Genomic DNA, 14,005 nt, shown 5'->3' with positions numbered 1-14,005 from the left:
AACCCTCTCCCGCAGGCGGGAGAGGGAATGGTTAGATGGCGCGGATGTTAGGCCCCCTCTCCCGCGCGCGGGAGAAGGCTGGGGTGAGGGACAAACTACACCAACCTACAACGAATATCGCGCCATCGGCGCCACAGCCTTAATCACACCATTACCCTTCATATACTCACCAAACGCCTGATAGCGCGTCCGATCAAACGCCGCACTGTGCGCGGCAAAATATGGCAGCGTGGCCTGCCACGCCTCGTGATTGAGCGGCGTATCCAGCTCGGGATATTTTTCGATAAACGCCTGCCACGCTTCCTGCGGATGCGCGCGTAGCCACGCCACGCCGGCATCCAGGCCACGTAAAAACGCCGGAATGCGTTTGTCCTGCGCGGCAGTTTTCTGGTTTGCAAGGATGATCAACTCATCATAAGCAGGCACGCCGTAATCTTCCGGCTTGAACACCGTTGGCTGCGCGCCTTTGTCTTCCAGATCCAGCAGCTCATAGTTGCGAAAGATGGTCATCGCGCCATCAATCTTGTGCGTTAGCAACGCGGAGGTGCCATCCATATTCAGGTTGATAAGCTTCACCGAGTCAGCATCAACGGCCTGCGCTTTTAGCATATTGCGGATCGCCACGTCTTCGGTGCCCGGCACCGCGTAGCCGATGGTTTTGCCAGCGAAATCCTTCAGCGAGTGGATATCGTCTGACACCGTGGTCAGCGTGTTCAGCGGCTGATTGATCAAGGTGCCGACGCGGATCACCGGCACCTCTTTATCCACCAGCGTGTAGAGCTGCGGCTGATAGCTGATGGCGAGATCGACTTTGCCCGCCGCCAGCAGCAGCGGCACGGAAGCGGAATCGGCGGGCGCGATCATCTCGACATCCAGCCCTTCTTTCTTAAACGCGCCGCTATGCTGGGCAGCAAAAATCGCCGCGTGATTGGGGTTGATAAACCAGTCAAGCAGCAGGCGAACTTTCTCCGCCGCCTGCACGTTAGCGGTCGCCAGCAGCAGCAACGCGGTCAATGCCATTCGTAGGGTTTTCACGGTATTTCCTTATGTAGATTGCCAGAGGATTTTCTTGCGCATCAGCGCCACGCTGCCCGAAAGCAGCAGCGCCATAATCAGTAACAGCAGCAGCGCCGCGAAGCTGGTGGCGGTTTCCAGTCGCGCGTTGGATTGCATCATCAGATAGCCGAGCCCTTCGCTGGCGCCGACCCATTCGCCAATCACCACGCCAATCGGGGCCAACACCACCGCCATCTGCAGGCCGGAGAAAAACTGCGGTAACGCGGCGGGCCAGCGCACGCGCCAGAAGATGCGGAAACGCGATGACGTGGAGGTTTGCGCCAGCTCCAGCCAGCCGACCGGCGTACGGCACAGCCCATCAAACAGTGACAAGCACAGCGGGAAGAACAGGATCAAAGCCGCCACCACCACTTTCGACGCGATACCAAAGCCAAGCCACAGCACCAGCAGCGGCGCGAGGGCAAACACCGGAATTGCCTGGCTGGCGGTGACCAGCGGAAACAGCACGCGACGCAGCAGCGAACTGGCGGCCATCAGCACCGCCAGCGTCACGCCCGCGCCGACGCCCAACAGCAGCGCCAGCACGATTTCCGCCAGCGTATAGAGCGCGTGATGCCACAGCAGTTGACGATGCTGCCACAGCGCCTCCAGCACCGCCTGTGGCGTGGGCAGCAGGAAACTCGGCACGCCGCTGTGACACGCCAGTAACCAGCCGCACAGCAGCACCACGATCAGGTAGATCGCGCTAAACACTGTTTTCATGGGTATTCAGTCGGGAGAAGAGTTGCGCCTGCGCCTGCAGGACGTCGGGATGATCAAACGGACGCGGCACGTCACCGCCAGCAACCGGCCAGCTTTCGATAGTCAGCGGCTGGCCTTGCAGCAGCAGAATGTCATCGGCCATGCGGCACGCTTCCAGCGGATCGTGCGTCACCAGCAGCACAGTTTTGCCCCGCAGTAATCCGGCGGTCAGCGTTTGCAAACTGAGTTTGGTCATCACATCCAGCGTGGCGAAGGGTTCATCCATCAGCACCACGTCGCGCTGCGCATAAAGCGTGCGTGCCAGCGCCACGCGTTGCCGCATGCCGCCGGAGAGTTGATGCGGGGGTGCATGCGCCACGTCGCTGAGTTTTACCTGCTCGAGCAGCGCCAGCGCACGCGGGCGATCCGGCTTGTCGCCGCTGAGCCGCGCCGACAGCATCACGTTGTCGAGCACCGTCAGCCACGGATACAGCAGATCCTGCTGGCCCATCCACGCCACGTTGCCGCTCAAGCCCCGCACCGCGCCCTGCTGCGGTTGGAGTAAACCGGCCACCAACCGCAGCAGCGTACTTTTGCCGATGCCGCTGCGTCCCAGCATTACCGTGGTTTTGCCACCGCGCAGGTGCAGATTCAGCCGCTGACACAGCGGTTTATCGCCCCAGCTAAAGCTCACATCGTTGAACAGAATGTCCTGATTCATGGGCGATTGGCCGCCAGAATCGCCAACTGGTGAAATCCGCGCTGCGCCAGCGCGTTAGCGGCCTGCGCGGCACGGATGCCGCTGGCGCACACCAGCACGATGCGCTGCTGGGCGGGCGGCTGCCACGCGGCGATCGCCTGCGGCAAGATGCGCTCAACGCCATCCGCCACGCTGACCGGCGCTTCTTCATAGCTGCGCAGTTCGACAATACAGTCATCGGCGGCCAGCATTTGCAGGTCGATAAACGGCACCACATATTCCGGCTCTTCAGCATCATCAAAGCGGAACTGGCGGAAGTGCCAGTTCACAAAATCGCAATTCACCAGACAACCGAGCGGTGAAGGCTGTAATTCCAGCAGTACGTTGAGCGCCATCTGCGCCTGCATCGCGCCAAGCGTTGCCACCGCCGGGCCCATCACGCCTGCGGTGTTGCAGTTCGCGGCCGATGACGGCAAGCGCGGGAACAACGCGCGATAGCTCGGGGCGCCGCCACAGAATCCGCCGACGTAACCTTGCCGCCCCAGCACCGAGGCGCTGATCAGCGGCATGCCTGCCTGCATGCAAGCATCGGAAAGTTGGTAGGTGACGGCAAAGTTATCGGCGGCATCGATCACCAGATCGCATCCCGCCAGCGCCTGCTGCAGATTACTGGCGCTCAGCGACTGCTGCAGCGCCTCGATTTGCACCTGCGGATTGCGCTGCTGCAACGCGTGCTGCGCGCGCAGCACTTTGGGCTGGTCAATATCCTTCTCAGTAAACAACGTTTGCCGATGCAGGTTATGCAGCGCCACCACATCGTCGTCATACAGCCGAATATAGCCGACCCCCGCGCCCACCAGCTGCGGCAGGAGTGTGGCGCCTAATCCGCCCGCGCCCGCCACCAGCACGCGCGCGTCGAGCAGTTTCTGCTGCCCTGCCTCGCCGATTTCCGCCAGCATCATCTGGCGTTGATAACGTTGCATAGTTGGCTGCCTCAACTCAGATTTGCCAGACCGAAGATCGGCGTGGACGCGGCTGCCATATCGCGCTTCTCCATCAGTCCGGCAGCGCGCGCGGCCTGTCCGGCTTCAATCGCCAGCCGGAAGGCGTGGGCCATGCCGACTGGATCGCCGGCTTTGGCGACGGCGGTGTTGAGCAAAATGCCATCGAAGCCCATCTCCATCGCCTGCGCCGCCTGCGACGGCGCGCCAATGCCCGCATCAATGATCAGCGGGATGTCGCTGAACCACGCACGCATGGCGCGCAGGCCATCGATGTTGCGCAAACCCTGGCCGGAACCAATCGGCGCGCCCCACGGCATCAACAGTTCGCAACCCGCCGCCAGCAGCTTTTCGCCAACGATCAGATCTTCGGTGGTGTACGGAAATACCTGAAAACCCTCTGCGCTGAGGATGCGCGCGGCTTCCACCAGCGCGAAAGGATCGGGTTGCAGCGTGTCGGCATGGCCGATTACTTCCAGTTTGATCCACGCGGTGTTGAACAGTTCGCGCGCCATGTGCGCGGTGGTGACGGCCTCTTTTACCGTGTGACAACCGGCGGTATTCGGTAACACGCGGATGTTGAGCCCAGTCAGCAGTTCGCGGAATGCCGCGCCCGCCGCGCCTTCGCGCCGCAAACTGACGGTGATGATGTCGGTGCCGGAGGCGGCAATCGCCTGCTGCAAAATGGCGGGCGAAGGATAACCGGCGGTGCCGAGCAGGAAGCGTGATTGCGGTTCAAAATCGTAAAACATCGCTTAACCTCCCTGCATCGGTGACAGCACTTCGAGCTGGCAACCTTCATCCAGCCGCTGCGTGTCGTACTGGCTTTTTGGCACAAACGCACCGTTGTAGGCGGTGGCGACGCAGGCCACATCAATTTGCTGCTCGATCAGCAATTCGCTCAGGCTTGTTGCCTGGGTGCTGATGGCGCGGCCGTTAAGCTGAATATTCATTGTTGAGTTCCCCAGAAATGCGTTGCATCAGCTGCTCTGCCAGCATTGGCGCCAGCAGAAAACCGTGGCGATACATGCCGTTGAGATAAAAAGTGTGATTGTGATAGTGGATTTCCGGCAGATTCGCCGGATAGGCCGGACGCAGCCCGCTACCGCTCTCAATCACGCGCGCTTCGGCTAAGGCGGGATGGATGGCATAGGCGGCGCTGAGTAACTCCATCATGGCGCGCGCGCTGATGGCGCTGGCATCGTCGCTCTCAATCATGGTGGCGCCGAGCATAAAGTGGCCGCCGCGACGCGGCACCAGATAGCAGGGAAAACGCGGATGCAGCAGACGAATCGGGCGGGAAAACTGCACTTCATCGCTGTGCAAAATCAGCATCTCGCCGCGCACCGCACGCAGGCGCGGCAGATGCGGCGCGGCGTGGATGCCGCGACAATCGATAATCTGGCCGCTCGGCGCGTGATTGCTGAATGACACGCCGCGCGCGATCAGCGCGTCACGCATCTCCTGCAACGCCAGACGCGGATCGAGATGCGCTTCCCCGGCGAAAAACAGACCGCGCGCAAAGCGCCCTTCCAGCGCCGGTTCAATGTTGGCGGGATCGACCCATTGATGCTGCTCGGTCATGCGGGCGAAACGATTGAGTTCCAGGCTATCGCGCGGCGGCGCAACCACCAACGTGCCCTGATGCTCGACGCTGCTGACGCGCTGTTGCCACCACGCGGCGGCGTGTTGCCCAAGAGTGATAACATCGCGCGGCGCGCTTTCGGCTTCACACCAGGGCGCTAGCATGCCGCCAGCAAACCACGATGCCGGGCGGCGCGCGTCATCGCCCATCACCTCAACGCCTTCACCGCGTTCCGCCAGCAAAGTGGCTACGCATAGGCCCGCCACGCCGCAGCCAAGCACGCTCCAGCGGCTCACAGCGCCGGTTCCAGGATGTTCAAACAGGGGGAATTCACATCGGCCTCTCAGTGTTAGCTGAGACCCGCAGATACAGGAGAAGGGAAATGGCGCGTCCATCGAGATTGTTTGAGCGCCAGACAGCCCAAAAAACAAGACTGTCAGTCTTCCTACGCCAGTATCAACTGGGTCAGGTTCAAAGGGTCGCTAAACCGCGCAGTGCGCTATTAGCCTCTCAGTCTCTTTGGCGAGACTCCCCCGACGCGTCTATTTGTATTGCAGGCGATGGTCGCCGTCAAGCGCGGAATAACCGGATGCTTTACGTGGCATTTAGCATCACGGCATTTATCGCTACTTAGGCTTTGTGGATCACAAACGTAACATATGGTATACAAACACATTATTTTATGCGCAAGAAAACATTACAGGTGATGTCGGAATAACCATGAACAATATTAAAATTGCATTTATTAAAGCCGGCTGGCACAAAGAAATTGTCCATAATGCCCTGGTGGGTTTTGAAAAAGAATTAGCCGATCAATCCGTAGAAGCACAATTAAAAGTGCTGGAAGTGCCTGGCGCATTTGAAATGCCGCTGCTGGCTAAGCGTCTGGCCGAAACCGGCAAATACGATGCGATCGTCTGCGCTGCGCTGGTGGTTGACGGCGGTATCTATCGCCATGATTTCGTTGCCGCTGCGGTGGTTGATGGCTTGATGAATGTGCAGCTGACCACCAACGTACCGGTGTTCTCCGTTTCATTAACGCCACATAACTTCCAGCCGGTTGATGTGATTGAAAACTTCTATACCGAGCATTTTATTAAGAAAGGCAAAGAAGCGGCACGCGCGGTGTTAGCGATCCATAATTTGTCGATTGATTGATGCATTAAAAAGGGAGCACCTCTTCAGGCGCTCCCTTTTTATTTATGATGACCTTCAACGGCTCATTTTCAGAATAGTGCTAATCATCTCGTAAAATAGTCTTACGAATAAAGTATCAGCTATTCGTCATTAACGCTGTGGATGATTCACTTCCAGCGGACGCAGATCAAACACCAGCACTTCCGCATCATCACCGTTAGCAAACTGCAGCGCGCTTTCGTTGCGAACGCGTGCACCGTCGCCCTCTTTGAACTTCACGCCGTTCACTTCGATGCTGCCGCGTGCCACGTGAATATAGGCGTAACGATCGCCATCCAACGCGAAGGTTTGCTGCTCGACACCGTCGAACAATCCGGCATAAACGCGAATATCCTGACGCACGCTGAGTGAACCGTTATCCCCTGCCGGCGAAATAATCAGGCGCAGCTGACCGCGTTTGTCACGTTCCGACACTGAAATCTGTTGATAACCGGGAGGCGAATTACGTTCGCCAGGCACAATCCAGATCTGCAGGAAGTGCACGTTGTCCGTTTTCGAGTGGTTAAACTCGCTGTGCGTGACGCCGCTGCCGGCGCTCATTAGCTGCACATCACCCGGCACAATCACCGAACCGGTGCCCATGGAATCTTTATGCTCCAGCGCGCCTTCCAGCACGTAGGAGATAATCTCCATGTTGTTGTGCGGATGCGCACCAAAACCGCGACCCGGTGCAACGCGGTCATCATTGATCACCAGCAAGTCTGAGAAGCCGGTTTGTTTTGGATCCCAGTAACTGGCAAAAGAGAACGTATGATGCGAATTCAACCAACCGTGGTCACCCACTCCGCGTTGTTCTGACAGGCGTTGTTCAATCATGGTCTGCTCCTCAAATTTGCTGTTGGGGGGCGATTGCCCTTCCCGTTGCAAACAAGTATACGTAAACTGATTTGCCTAACAATGCGTCATAATGACAATGACTGTCACCGATAAGTGGACAATATGCAGATTGAAGATCTCCGTATTTATGTTGCCGTTATCAAAGCCGGTAACTTCACCGCTGCGGCCGAACAGCTGATGCTGTCGAAGCAGTATGTCAGCCGCCGCATCGCCGCGCTGGAGGAGTCGCTTGGCGCGCGCCTGCTGAATCGCAACACGCGGAAGTTGTCGGTAACCGATAACGGCCAGCTGTTTGCGCAGCACGCGCAGCGCATTCTTGATGATGTGCAGGAAGCCGAGCTGGCGGTATCGGGGCGTCGTCAGGTGCTGCAGGGCAGCTTCCGCCTGAGCGTGCCGATGTCGTTTGGTATCAGCCATTTGTCGCCGTTTATTGCCGAGTTTCTCAGCCAGCATCCGGGTTTGCAGTTTCAGGTTGAACTGGCGGATCGGCATGTCGATATGGTGGGTGAAGGATTTGATATGGCGATTCGCATCGGTACGCTGCCAGATTCGAGTTTGATCGCCAGGCGACTGGGCGAGTTTCGCCGCGTGATCTGCGGCAGCCCGTCATACCTGCAGGGCGCAGGCGCAGGCGCACCGCGAACGCCAGAGGAGTTGAGCGAGCATTTATGTCTGCGCTACGGGCGCGAAAGCCAGACCGGCTGGGAACTGTTTAACGGCGACCAGCGCAAAGTGATTAGTGTGCATGGGCCGATGGTGAGTAATAACGGGGAAATGCTGCGCGACGCAGCAGTGGCCGGATTGGGTCTGATTATGCTGCCAGAGTTTATTGTGGCGCCAGCGCTGGCGAGCGGTGAGCTGGTGAAGGTGCTGGAAGAGTGGCAGCCGACCTCGCTCCATCTTAATGCGCTCTATCCGCAGCACCGTCAGCGCAGTGAGATCAATCGGGTGTTTATGACATTTTTGCAGCAGAAGTTGGCGTAAAAATTAATTACCCGTTGCGGCACGATCTATTGCGCATATCAAGGGCGGCAATGTGCCCATCCCGGCAATACGTAATATATCGCGCCGCAACGGTAGGTTGGGTGTTAATGACTTTCGTGCGCGAAGGTAATCGATTTACGACGTGCATCGCGCATCGCCACCGCATGGATCAGCAGACCCAACACCGCCAGAATCGCGCCTACCCAACCGGTGGATTGCCATCCCAGACCAGCGGAAATGGTCACGCCACCCAGCCATGCACCAAGCGCGTTAGCGAGGTTAAACGCCGAATGGTTCATTGCTGCCGCCATGGTTTGCGCATCTCCGGCGACATCCATCAAACGGATCTGCAACACCGCCGCCAGCGCCACCATGGTGCCCACCAGCATGACGTTGATGGCACCAGCCAGCGCATAATGCGCGGCAAATACGAAGGCGCTGAGCACCAAAAATGACCAGATCAGCAAAATGCGGATAGTCTTTTCAATGCCGCGATCGGCCAGACGACCGCCGGCGATGTTACCGATGATCATGCCTAAACCAAACAACGCCAGCACCGCCGGGATCCAGCTCACCGGCATCTGCGCCAGTTCGGTCATGGTCGGCTTCACGTAGCTAAACACCGAAAACAAACCGCCGCTGCCCACCGCGCCAATCGCCAGCGTCAGCAGAACCTGTTTGCGCGTCAGCGCCGACAATTCGCGCAGCGGGCTGGCATTTTTGTCGCCTGCCACGTTTGGCACCCACAGCCAGATCAGCAGCAAGGTCACCAGCGCCAGACCGCCGACAATGGCGAAGGCATCGCGCCAGCCAAACCATTGGCCGATAGCGGTGACGGCGGGCACGCCGAGTAAGTTGGCGATGGTCAGGCCGAACAGCACCATCGAGACCGCTTGCGCGCGTTTGCGCCGTTCAACCAAACCGGCTGCGACCAGCGCCGCCACGCCGAAGAAGGTGCCATGTGGGAAACCGGCGAGGAAACGCGCCAGCAGCATCGAGTAGTATCCCGGCGCTATGGCGCTCAGCAGGTTGCCGGCGGCGAACAGGCCCATTAGCGTCATCAGGAAATTACGACGTGAAGCGCGCGCGCCCAGCACCGCCAGCAGCGGCGCACCAATTACCACGCCCAGCGCATAGATGCTGATGAGATGCCCGGCCGAGGGGATCGATACGTTGAGACCTTTGGCTGCATCGGGCAGCAGTCCCATGATGACGAATTCGCCGGTACCAATGGCAAAGCCGCCGGTGCCGAGCGCGAACAAAGCTTTTAGCACGCTCTGACGCGGCAGCGATGCCTCATCCGGCAGCTGAGTAAGTTGGGGTTGTACTGATGACATGAGTTTTCCGAACCGCAAGTGAAGAACTCAGTCAGGATCGTGATTGCCTTAAACAATCATCGTCAGGACTGAGCAGAGTGAGCGGCTTATGATAGCGCAAAATCCCGCTTCCGTAGCGGCGCAATTCATTGCGCGATAAATCGCGCCGCTACGGAGTATGCGTATTCTGCAGCGCCAACAGCGCTGCGCCCATCATGCCGCCGTGATGCGCGAACTCACCTGGCACCACCAGACGATGTGAGGTGCGGCGTAATACGTAACCCTGCACCACCTCATCTAACGCCGCGATCAGCGGAGCCACCGATGCCAATCCGCCGCCCACCGCCACGCGCGACGCGCCGGTGATATTGATGGTGTATGCCAGCGGCTGACCGACAATTTGCAGCCATGCCTGAACGGTTTGCTGCGCCAGCGCATCCTGCTGCTGCCAGCATTCGATGATCTCAACGCTGCTCGCCGTGCGGTCATGCAACGTCTGATGCAGATTTTCCAGCCCGCGCGCACCGCCGTAGCTGTCGAGACAGCCCTTTTGCCCGCATGGACACGCCTTACGCGGCAGTCGTCGCGTGACGCCATCAATCTCCACTTCGGTTAACGTGATCGGCCCATGTCCCCATTCGCCGGTCAATCCGTTTTGCCCGGTGATGATGCGGCCATCTGCCACCAATCCGCCGCCAACGCCCGAACCCAGAATCGCGCCAAACACCACTTTGTGACCTTTTCCCGCGCCCGCCAGCGCTTCCGCCAGCGTGAAGCAGTCGGCATCGTTATGCACAATAACCTGGCGTTGCAGCAGCGCACCCAACTCGTTCGCCAAACTGCGCTGGTGAAACGCGGGAATATTGCTGGCAAATATCTCGCCAGAGTCGGGTGCCACAATGCCCGCGGTGGAGATCGCAACCGGGCTGCTGGCGGTAAACTGCAGGTGATGCTGGGCTATCATACGACTAACCAGCGCGGTGAAATCGTCCCAGCTGGTAGCCGGAATTTTGTGCTGATCGAGCAGGATTAATTGATCCTGCGCATTCATCACGCCTAGCTTGATAAAAGAGCCGCCCAGATCGAGGCAAATCACCGCAGATTGTCTTCTCATAAACGTTTATCCATCACATCACGCAAACCGTCGCCCAACACATTGAAGCCCAGCACGGTAATCAAAATCGCCAATCCGGGGAAGAGTGACACATAAATATTCAGGCCGAGGAAGTTGCGCCCATCGCTCATCATGGTGCCCCACTCCGGCATCGGTGGCTGCACGCCTAAACCGAGGAAGGACAAACTGGCGGCGGACAGCACCACCGCGCCCGCCGTCAGCGTGGATTGCACAATCAGCGGTCCAATTGAGTTGCGCAGAATGTAGTGCGTAATGATGCGCGGATAGCGCACCCCGAGCATATGCGCCGCTTCGATGTACTCCATGTTCTTCAGGCCCAGCGTCAGGTTGCGGCTCAGACGCGCATACACCGGAATCGAAAACAGCGAAATGGCGATCAGCATATTGGTCAGTCCTTCGCCGAGCACGCTAACGATCAAAATCGCCAGCACGATGCCGGGAAAGGCGAAGATGATATCCATTACCCACATGATCAGCGCATCCATCTTGCGTCCCGCTAAGCCGGAAATGATGCCGAGCGGAATACCGATCACCATGGAGATTGCGACGCTGAGGCTCACTTCAAACAGCGTGATACGCGCGCCGTAAATCACGCGCGAAAAAATATCGCGGCCATAATCGTCGGTGCCAAACCAGTGCGCGGCCGACGGCGCTTGCAAGGTGTTGAGCAGATCCTGCTCCACCGGATCCCAATGGGTAATTAGCGGGGCCAGCGCGGCGGCGAGCACCACCAGCAGCACTAACGCACCGCCGATGGCAATGGACGGGTTTGCCAGTAAAGTGCTGATCAGGTGTCGGCTGCGCGAACGCGGCGGCAGCACGGAAGTATCAATGCTGTTCATCAGTCGAACCTTATTTTGGGATTGAGCAAGCCAATCAGGATTTCGCCTACCAGATTCATCAGCACCACGCCGGTAACGGCCACCAGCGTCACACCCTGAATCACCGGATAATCGCGGTAGCGCACCGAATCCACCAGCAAGCGGCCAATACCCGGCCAATTGAACACCGATTCAGTGACCACCGCGCCGCCAATCAGGCTGCCGAAATTAAGCGCCACAATGGTGACAATCGGGATCAGTGCATTTCGCAGCGCATGCTTCCAGTTAATGCTGGCGGAAGATAATCCTTTGGCTCTGGCGGTACGGATGTAATCCTGACTCAGCACATCCAGCATGCTGGAACGCGTCATGCGGGCGATCATCGCCATCGGCAGGATTGCCAGCGTAACCGTGGGCATGATGTAGTTTTTCCACGAATCGGCGCCCAGCAGCGGTAACCAGCCCAACTCGACCGCGAAGTAATTCATCGCCAGTAGCGCCAGCCAGAAGTTGGCAATCGACGCACCGGCAATGGTCAGCACCATCACGATTTGATCCGGAATCCGCTGGCGATAAATGGCGCCGGTCATGCCCGCCGGAACACCTATCGCAATCGCCAGCAGATACGCCAGCGCCGCCAGCGATAAGGTGTACGGCAAACGCTCGCTGATCTCCGTCATCACCGGACGCTGCGACTGCAACGACAAGCCAAGGTTACCGTGCAGCGCTTCCGCCGCGAACCTGACATATTGCAGCGGCAGCGGCTGATCGAGCCCCAGCCGCACGCGCATACTGTCCACCGCTTCCTGCGGTGCTTCCGGTCCCGCCATCAGCCGCGCCGGATCGCCCGGCAGCGCGCGGATGGCGATAAACACGATAATCGACACGCCGAAAATGATTAACGGCAGCGAAAGCACCTTTTTTGCGACGTACGCTTTCATATCACATCAGCCATGAGGTTATTGCTTCACTGCGTCGCGCACGACGATTTGTCCGCCCGGTTGCATAACCACGCCGCTGATATTTTTACGTGCGGCATAGAGATCGTCCTGATAGAACAGCAGCACCTGCGGCGCTAATCCGCTGATCTGTTTTTGCGCCTGGAAGTAGAGATCTTTGCGTTTGGCATCGTCGAGTGTGGATGCGGCGGTATCGATCAGATCATCGGTTTGCTTGTCGCTGAAGAAGCCCAGATTGGCCCCGCCCGGCGCAAAGCTGCTGGTGTGATACAGCGGACGGAGCTGCAGATCCGAGCCATATAAACCGGAAGACCAGGACGCCAGCACCGCATCGGTGCCCTGCGCGGCTTTCTCTTTGCCATCAGCAAATGCCGCTTTGGTCCACACGCCGCTCTCCATCTGGCGCACGTTAAGTTTCACGCCGATTTTGCCCCACATGCCCTGCAGCACTTGTGCGGTACGCGTATCCGGCGCCTGCACCGCAATCGACATCGGGAAACCGTCGGCGTAGCCCGCCGCTTTCAGCAAATCTTTGGCTTTTTGCAGATCGTACGGATAGTCATGCAAGCTTTTGTCGTAGTTGGGATCGACCGGTGCCAACGCAGAGTTTGCCGGTTGCGCATAACCAAACATGATGGCTTTCACCAGCGCCTGCTGGTCGGTGGCGAAATTCAGCGCCTGACGCACGCGCACATCGCTCAGCGCTTTGCTTTGGGTATTGAGATCGACCCAGAACACCGCCGCGCCCGGCGACTGTTTAAGATTTACGTTGGCGTTGTTTTTTAACATGCCGGCAAACTGCGGCGGCACCGGGTTAATAATATCAACCTGACCCGATTGCAGCGCCATATTCATCACTGAAGGCTCGCTGCTCCACGTCCATTTAATTTCATCCGGCCCGGAAGATTTCCCCCAATAATCGGGATTCTTTTGTTCAAGTACATATTCCCCGGATTTGTACTGCACCAGTTTATAAGGCCCGGTGCCGTCGGCTTTATTGTTAATACTGCCCGCCTTGTCCGCTTTTGGGCTCACCATTAAACCCGGGCCGGAGGCTAAAACAGTTAAAAAAGCCGGATTAATTTTTTTCAGCTGAAACGTGACGGTAAGATCGTCTTTTTTCTTCACGTCCTGAATAAAGGTGCGAATTTTCCCACTACCCGCTAAACCGCGCTGCGTATTTAAATGACGCTGGAAGTTTTCCACTACCGCATCGGCATTAAAGGACGTGCCGTCGTGGAATTTCACATTGGGCCGTAGGGTAAAGGTCCAGTTAAGTCCGCTGTCATCGGATGTCCAGGATAATGCCAGTGCCGGAATGATTTTGCCGTCATCACCGAGACGCGTCAGGCCTTCGTACATTGGGTCCAGCACCGTGCCGGTAAAGGTCGCGGTTTGGTTGCCAGGATCCATGCTGCGCGGTGGTTCGTTCTGCATGATCACCAGCTGGCTGGCAAAAACGGAGGCGCTCGCCATCGACGCCAGTAAACAGCCAGCCAGCGTCAGTACCTTGAAATGCTTATTTATGCTTTCCATGAAGGCCCTCAATGAATCATTGAAACGATCGGTGAAATATCCACGCTATATAAGCCACACTCACTAAACAAAAGCCAATAGGTTGGTTCATATAATTTACTTATAATCAGATCTACATTCAGAAATTTAACTAAATAGCGTTGTATTTGTTTTCTGTCCTTATTATTGTCAGCGCA

Annotated in this window: 15 protein-coding genes and 1 riboswitch; of the genes, 2 read left to right on the top strand and 13 right to left on the bottom strand. The window is 57.8% G+C overall.

Annotated elements, in window-relative coordinates:
- Window positions 1-105: 105 nt before the first annotated feature.
- Genes FCN45_RS21730 through FCN45_RS21700 form a run of 7 tightly spaced genes read right to left on the bottom strand, consistent with a single transcriptional unit; the run spans window position 106 to window position 5,340 of the window.
- Window positions 106-1,035 carry an ABC transporter substrate-binding protein gene (locus tag FCN45_RS21730; protein WP_137387239.1) on the bottom strand — a complete coding sequence of 310 codons (930 nt, stop codon included), beginning with the start codon at window positions 1,033-1,035 and terminating at the stop codon, window positions 106-108.
- A gap of 9 nt (window positions 1,036-1,044) precedes the next feature.
- Complete coding sequence (locus FCN45_RS21725) at window positions 1,045-1,779, bottom strand: ABC transporter permease (RefSeq protein ID WP_137387238.1); 735 nt, start codon at window positions 1,777-1,779, stop codon at window positions 1,045-1,047.
- Window positions 1,763-2,479 carry an ABC transporter ATP-binding protein gene (locus FCN45_RS21720; protein WP_137387237.1) on the bottom strand — a complete coding sequence of 239 codons (717 nt, stop codon included), beginning with the start codon at window positions 2,477-2,479 and terminating at the stop codon, window positions 1,763-1,765. The genes FCN45_RS21725 and FCN45_RS21720 overlap by 17 nt, the downstream gene beginning before the upstream one ends.
- On the bottom strand, window positions 2,476-3,441 hold the full coding sequence (locus FCN45_RS21715; RefSeq protein ID WP_137387236.1) for a HesA/MoeB/ThiF family protein: 966 nt from the start codon (window positions 3,439-3,441) through the stop codon (window positions 2,476-2,478). The genes FCN45_RS21720 and FCN45_RS21715 overlap by 4 nt, the downstream gene beginning before the upstream one ends.
- Before the next feature lie 11 nt (window positions 3,442-3,452).
- Window positions 3,453-4,211, bottom strand: a complete 759-nt coding sequence (locus tag FCN45_RS21710; protein WP_137387235.1) for a thiazole synthase — start codon at window positions 4,209-4,211, stop codon at window positions 3,453-3,455.
- A gap of 3 nt (window positions 4,212-4,214) precedes the next feature.
- On the bottom strand, window positions 4,215-4,412 hold the full coding sequence (thiS, locus tag FCN45_RS21705; protein WP_110866723.1) for a sulfur carrier protein ThiS: 198 nt from the start codon (window positions 4,410-4,412) through the stop codon (window positions 4,215-4,217).
- The gene (locus FCN45_RS21700) at window positions 4,396-5,340 is read right to left on the bottom strand and encodes an FAD-dependent oxidoreductase (protein ID WP_137387234.1); all 945 of its coding nucleotides are present in this window, start codon (window positions 5,338-5,340) and stop codon (window positions 4,396-4,398) included. Before FCN45_RS21700 ends, thiS begins: the two co-directional genes overlap by 17 nt.
- A 129-nt stretch (window positions 5,341-5,469) precedes the next feature.
- Window positions 5,470-5,589, bottom strand: a riboswitch (TPP riboswitch).
- A 175-nt stretch (window positions 5,590-5,764) separates the two neighbouring features.
- Between FCN45_RS21700 and FCN45_RS21695 the strand changes: the two genes are divergently transcribed.
- Window positions 5,765-6,202, top strand: coding sequence for a 6,7-dimethyl-8-ribityllumazine synthase (locus tag FCN45_RS21695; RefSeq protein ID WP_007891239.1), 438 nt, complete (start codon window positions 5,765-5,767; stop codon window positions 6,200-6,202).
- 129 nt (window positions 6,203-6,331) lie between these two features.
- Here the strand turns inward: FCN45_RS21695 and FCN45_RS21690 are convergent, their stop codons facing one another.
- Window positions 6,332-7,057 carry a pirin family protein gene (locus FCN45_RS21690; RefSeq protein ID WP_137387233.1) on the bottom strand — a complete coding sequence of 242 codons (726 nt, stop codon included), beginning with the start codon at window positions 7,055-7,057 and terminating at the stop codon, window positions 6,332-6,334.
- 123 nt (window positions 7,058-7,180) lie between these two features.
- On the opposite strand from FCN45_RS21690, the gene FCN45_RS21685 reads away from it, so the two are divergent.
- A complete protein-coding gene (locus tag FCN45_RS21685) occupies window positions 7,181-8,062 on the top strand; it encodes a LysR family transcriptional regulator (protein WP_137387232.1) in 882 nt (293 codons plus the stop codon).
- Window positions 8,063-8,166: 104 nt separating this feature from the next.
- On the opposite strand, the gene FCN45_RS21680 is transcribed toward FCN45_RS21685, so the two are convergent.
- From FCN45_RS21680 to FCN45_RS21660, 5 genes are all read right to left on the bottom strand, one after another.
- Window positions 8,167-9,399 carry an MFS transporter gene (locus FCN45_RS21680; protein ID WP_101761051.1) on the bottom strand — a complete coding sequence of 411 codons (1,233 nt, stop codon included), beginning with the start codon at window positions 9,397-9,399 and terminating at the stop codon, window positions 8,167-8,169.
- Between the two features lie 148 nt (window positions 9,400-9,547).
- Complete coding sequence (locus FCN45_RS21675) at window positions 9,548-10,492, bottom strand: ROK family protein (RefSeq protein WP_137387231.1); 945 nt, start codon at window positions 10,490-10,492, stop codon at window positions 9,548-9,550.
- On the bottom strand, window positions 10,489-11,355 hold the full coding sequence (locus tag FCN45_RS21670; protein ID WP_137387230.1) for an ABC transporter permease: 867 nt from the start codon (window positions 11,353-11,355) through the stop codon (window positions 10,489-10,491). Before FCN45_RS21670 ends, FCN45_RS21675 begins: the two co-directional genes overlap by 4 nt.
- Window positions 11,355-12,275 carry an ABC transporter permease gene (locus tag FCN45_RS21665; RefSeq protein WP_137387229.1) on the bottom strand — a complete coding sequence of 307 codons (921 nt, stop codon included), beginning with the start codon at window positions 12,273-12,275 and terminating at the stop codon, window positions 11,355-11,357. The genes FCN45_RS21670 and FCN45_RS21665 overlap by 1 nt, the downstream gene beginning before the upstream one ends.
- An 18-nt stretch (window positions 12,276-12,293) precedes the next feature.
- A complete protein-coding gene (locus FCN45_RS21660) occupies window positions 12,294-13,829 on the bottom strand; it encodes an ABC transporter substrate-binding protein (protein WP_137387228.1) in 1,536 nt (511 codons plus the stop codon).
- Between the last annotated feature and the right edge of the window lie 176 nt (window positions 13,830-14,005).

The sequence above is a fragment of the Pantoea sp. SO10 genome (assembly GCF_005281435.1).
In the GTDB taxonomy this organism is placed as follows: Bacteria; Pseudomonadota; Gammaproteobacteria; order Enterobacterales; family Enterobacteriaceae; genus Pantoea; species Pantoea leporis.
This window is presented reverse-complemented; position numbering and strand designations above follow the sequence as displayed.

Excerpts from the sequence above, each read along its gene's own strand:
- FCN45_RS21725 (WP_137387238.1), bottom strand. The coding sequence starts at position 1,779 with ATGAAAACAGTGTTTAGCGCGATCTACCTGATCGTGGTGCTGCTGTGC.
- FCN45_RS21720 (WP_137387237.1), bottom strand. The coding sequence starts at position 2,479 with ATGAATCAGGACATTCTGTTCAACGATGTGAGCTTTAGCTGGGGCGAT.
- FCN45_RS21715 (WP_137387236.1), bottom strand. The coding sequence starts at position 3,441 with ATGCAACGTTATCAACGCCAGATGATGCTGGCGGAAATCGGCGAGGCA.
- FCN45_RS21710 (WP_137387235.1), bottom strand. The coding sequence starts at position 4,211 with ATGTTTTACGATTTTGAACCGCAATCACGCTTCCTGCTCGGCACCGCC.
- thiS (WP_110866723.1), bottom strand. The coding sequence starts at position 4,412 with ATGAATATTCAGCTTAACGGCCGCGCCATCAGCACCCAGGCAACAAGC.
- FCN45_RS21695 (WP_007891239.1), top strand. The coding sequence starts at position 5,765 with ATGAACAATATTAAAATTGCATTTATTAAAGCCGGCTGGCACAAAGAA.
- FCN45_RS21690 (WP_137387233.1), bottom strand. The coding sequence starts at position 7,057 with ATGATTGAACAACGCCTGTCAGAACAACGCGGAGTGGGTGACCACGGT.
- FCN45_RS21685 (WP_137387232.1), top strand. The coding sequence starts at position 7,181 with ATGCAGATTGAAGATCTCCGTATTTATGTTGCCGTTATCAAAGCCGGT.
- FCN45_RS21680 (WP_101761051.1), bottom strand. The coding sequence starts at position 9,399 with ATGTCATCAGTACAACCCCAACTTACTCAGCTGCCGGATGAGGCATCG.
- FCN45_RS21675 (WP_137387231.1), bottom strand. The coding sequence starts at position 10,492 with ATGAGAAGACAATCTGCGGTGATTTGCCTCGATCTGGGCGGCTCTTTT.
- FCN45_RS21670 (WP_137387230.1), bottom strand. The coding sequence starts at position 11,355 with ATGAACAGCATTGATACTTCCGTGCTGCCGCCGCGTTCGCGCAGCCGA.
- FCN45_RS21665 (WP_137387229.1), bottom strand. The coding sequence starts at position 12,275 with ATGAAAGCGTACGTCGCAAAAAAGGTGCTTTCGCTGCCGTTAATCATT.
- FCN45_RS21660 (WP_137387228.1), bottom strand. The coding sequence starts at position 13,829 with ATGGAAAGCATAAATAAGCATTTCAAGGTACTGACGCTGGCTGGCTGT.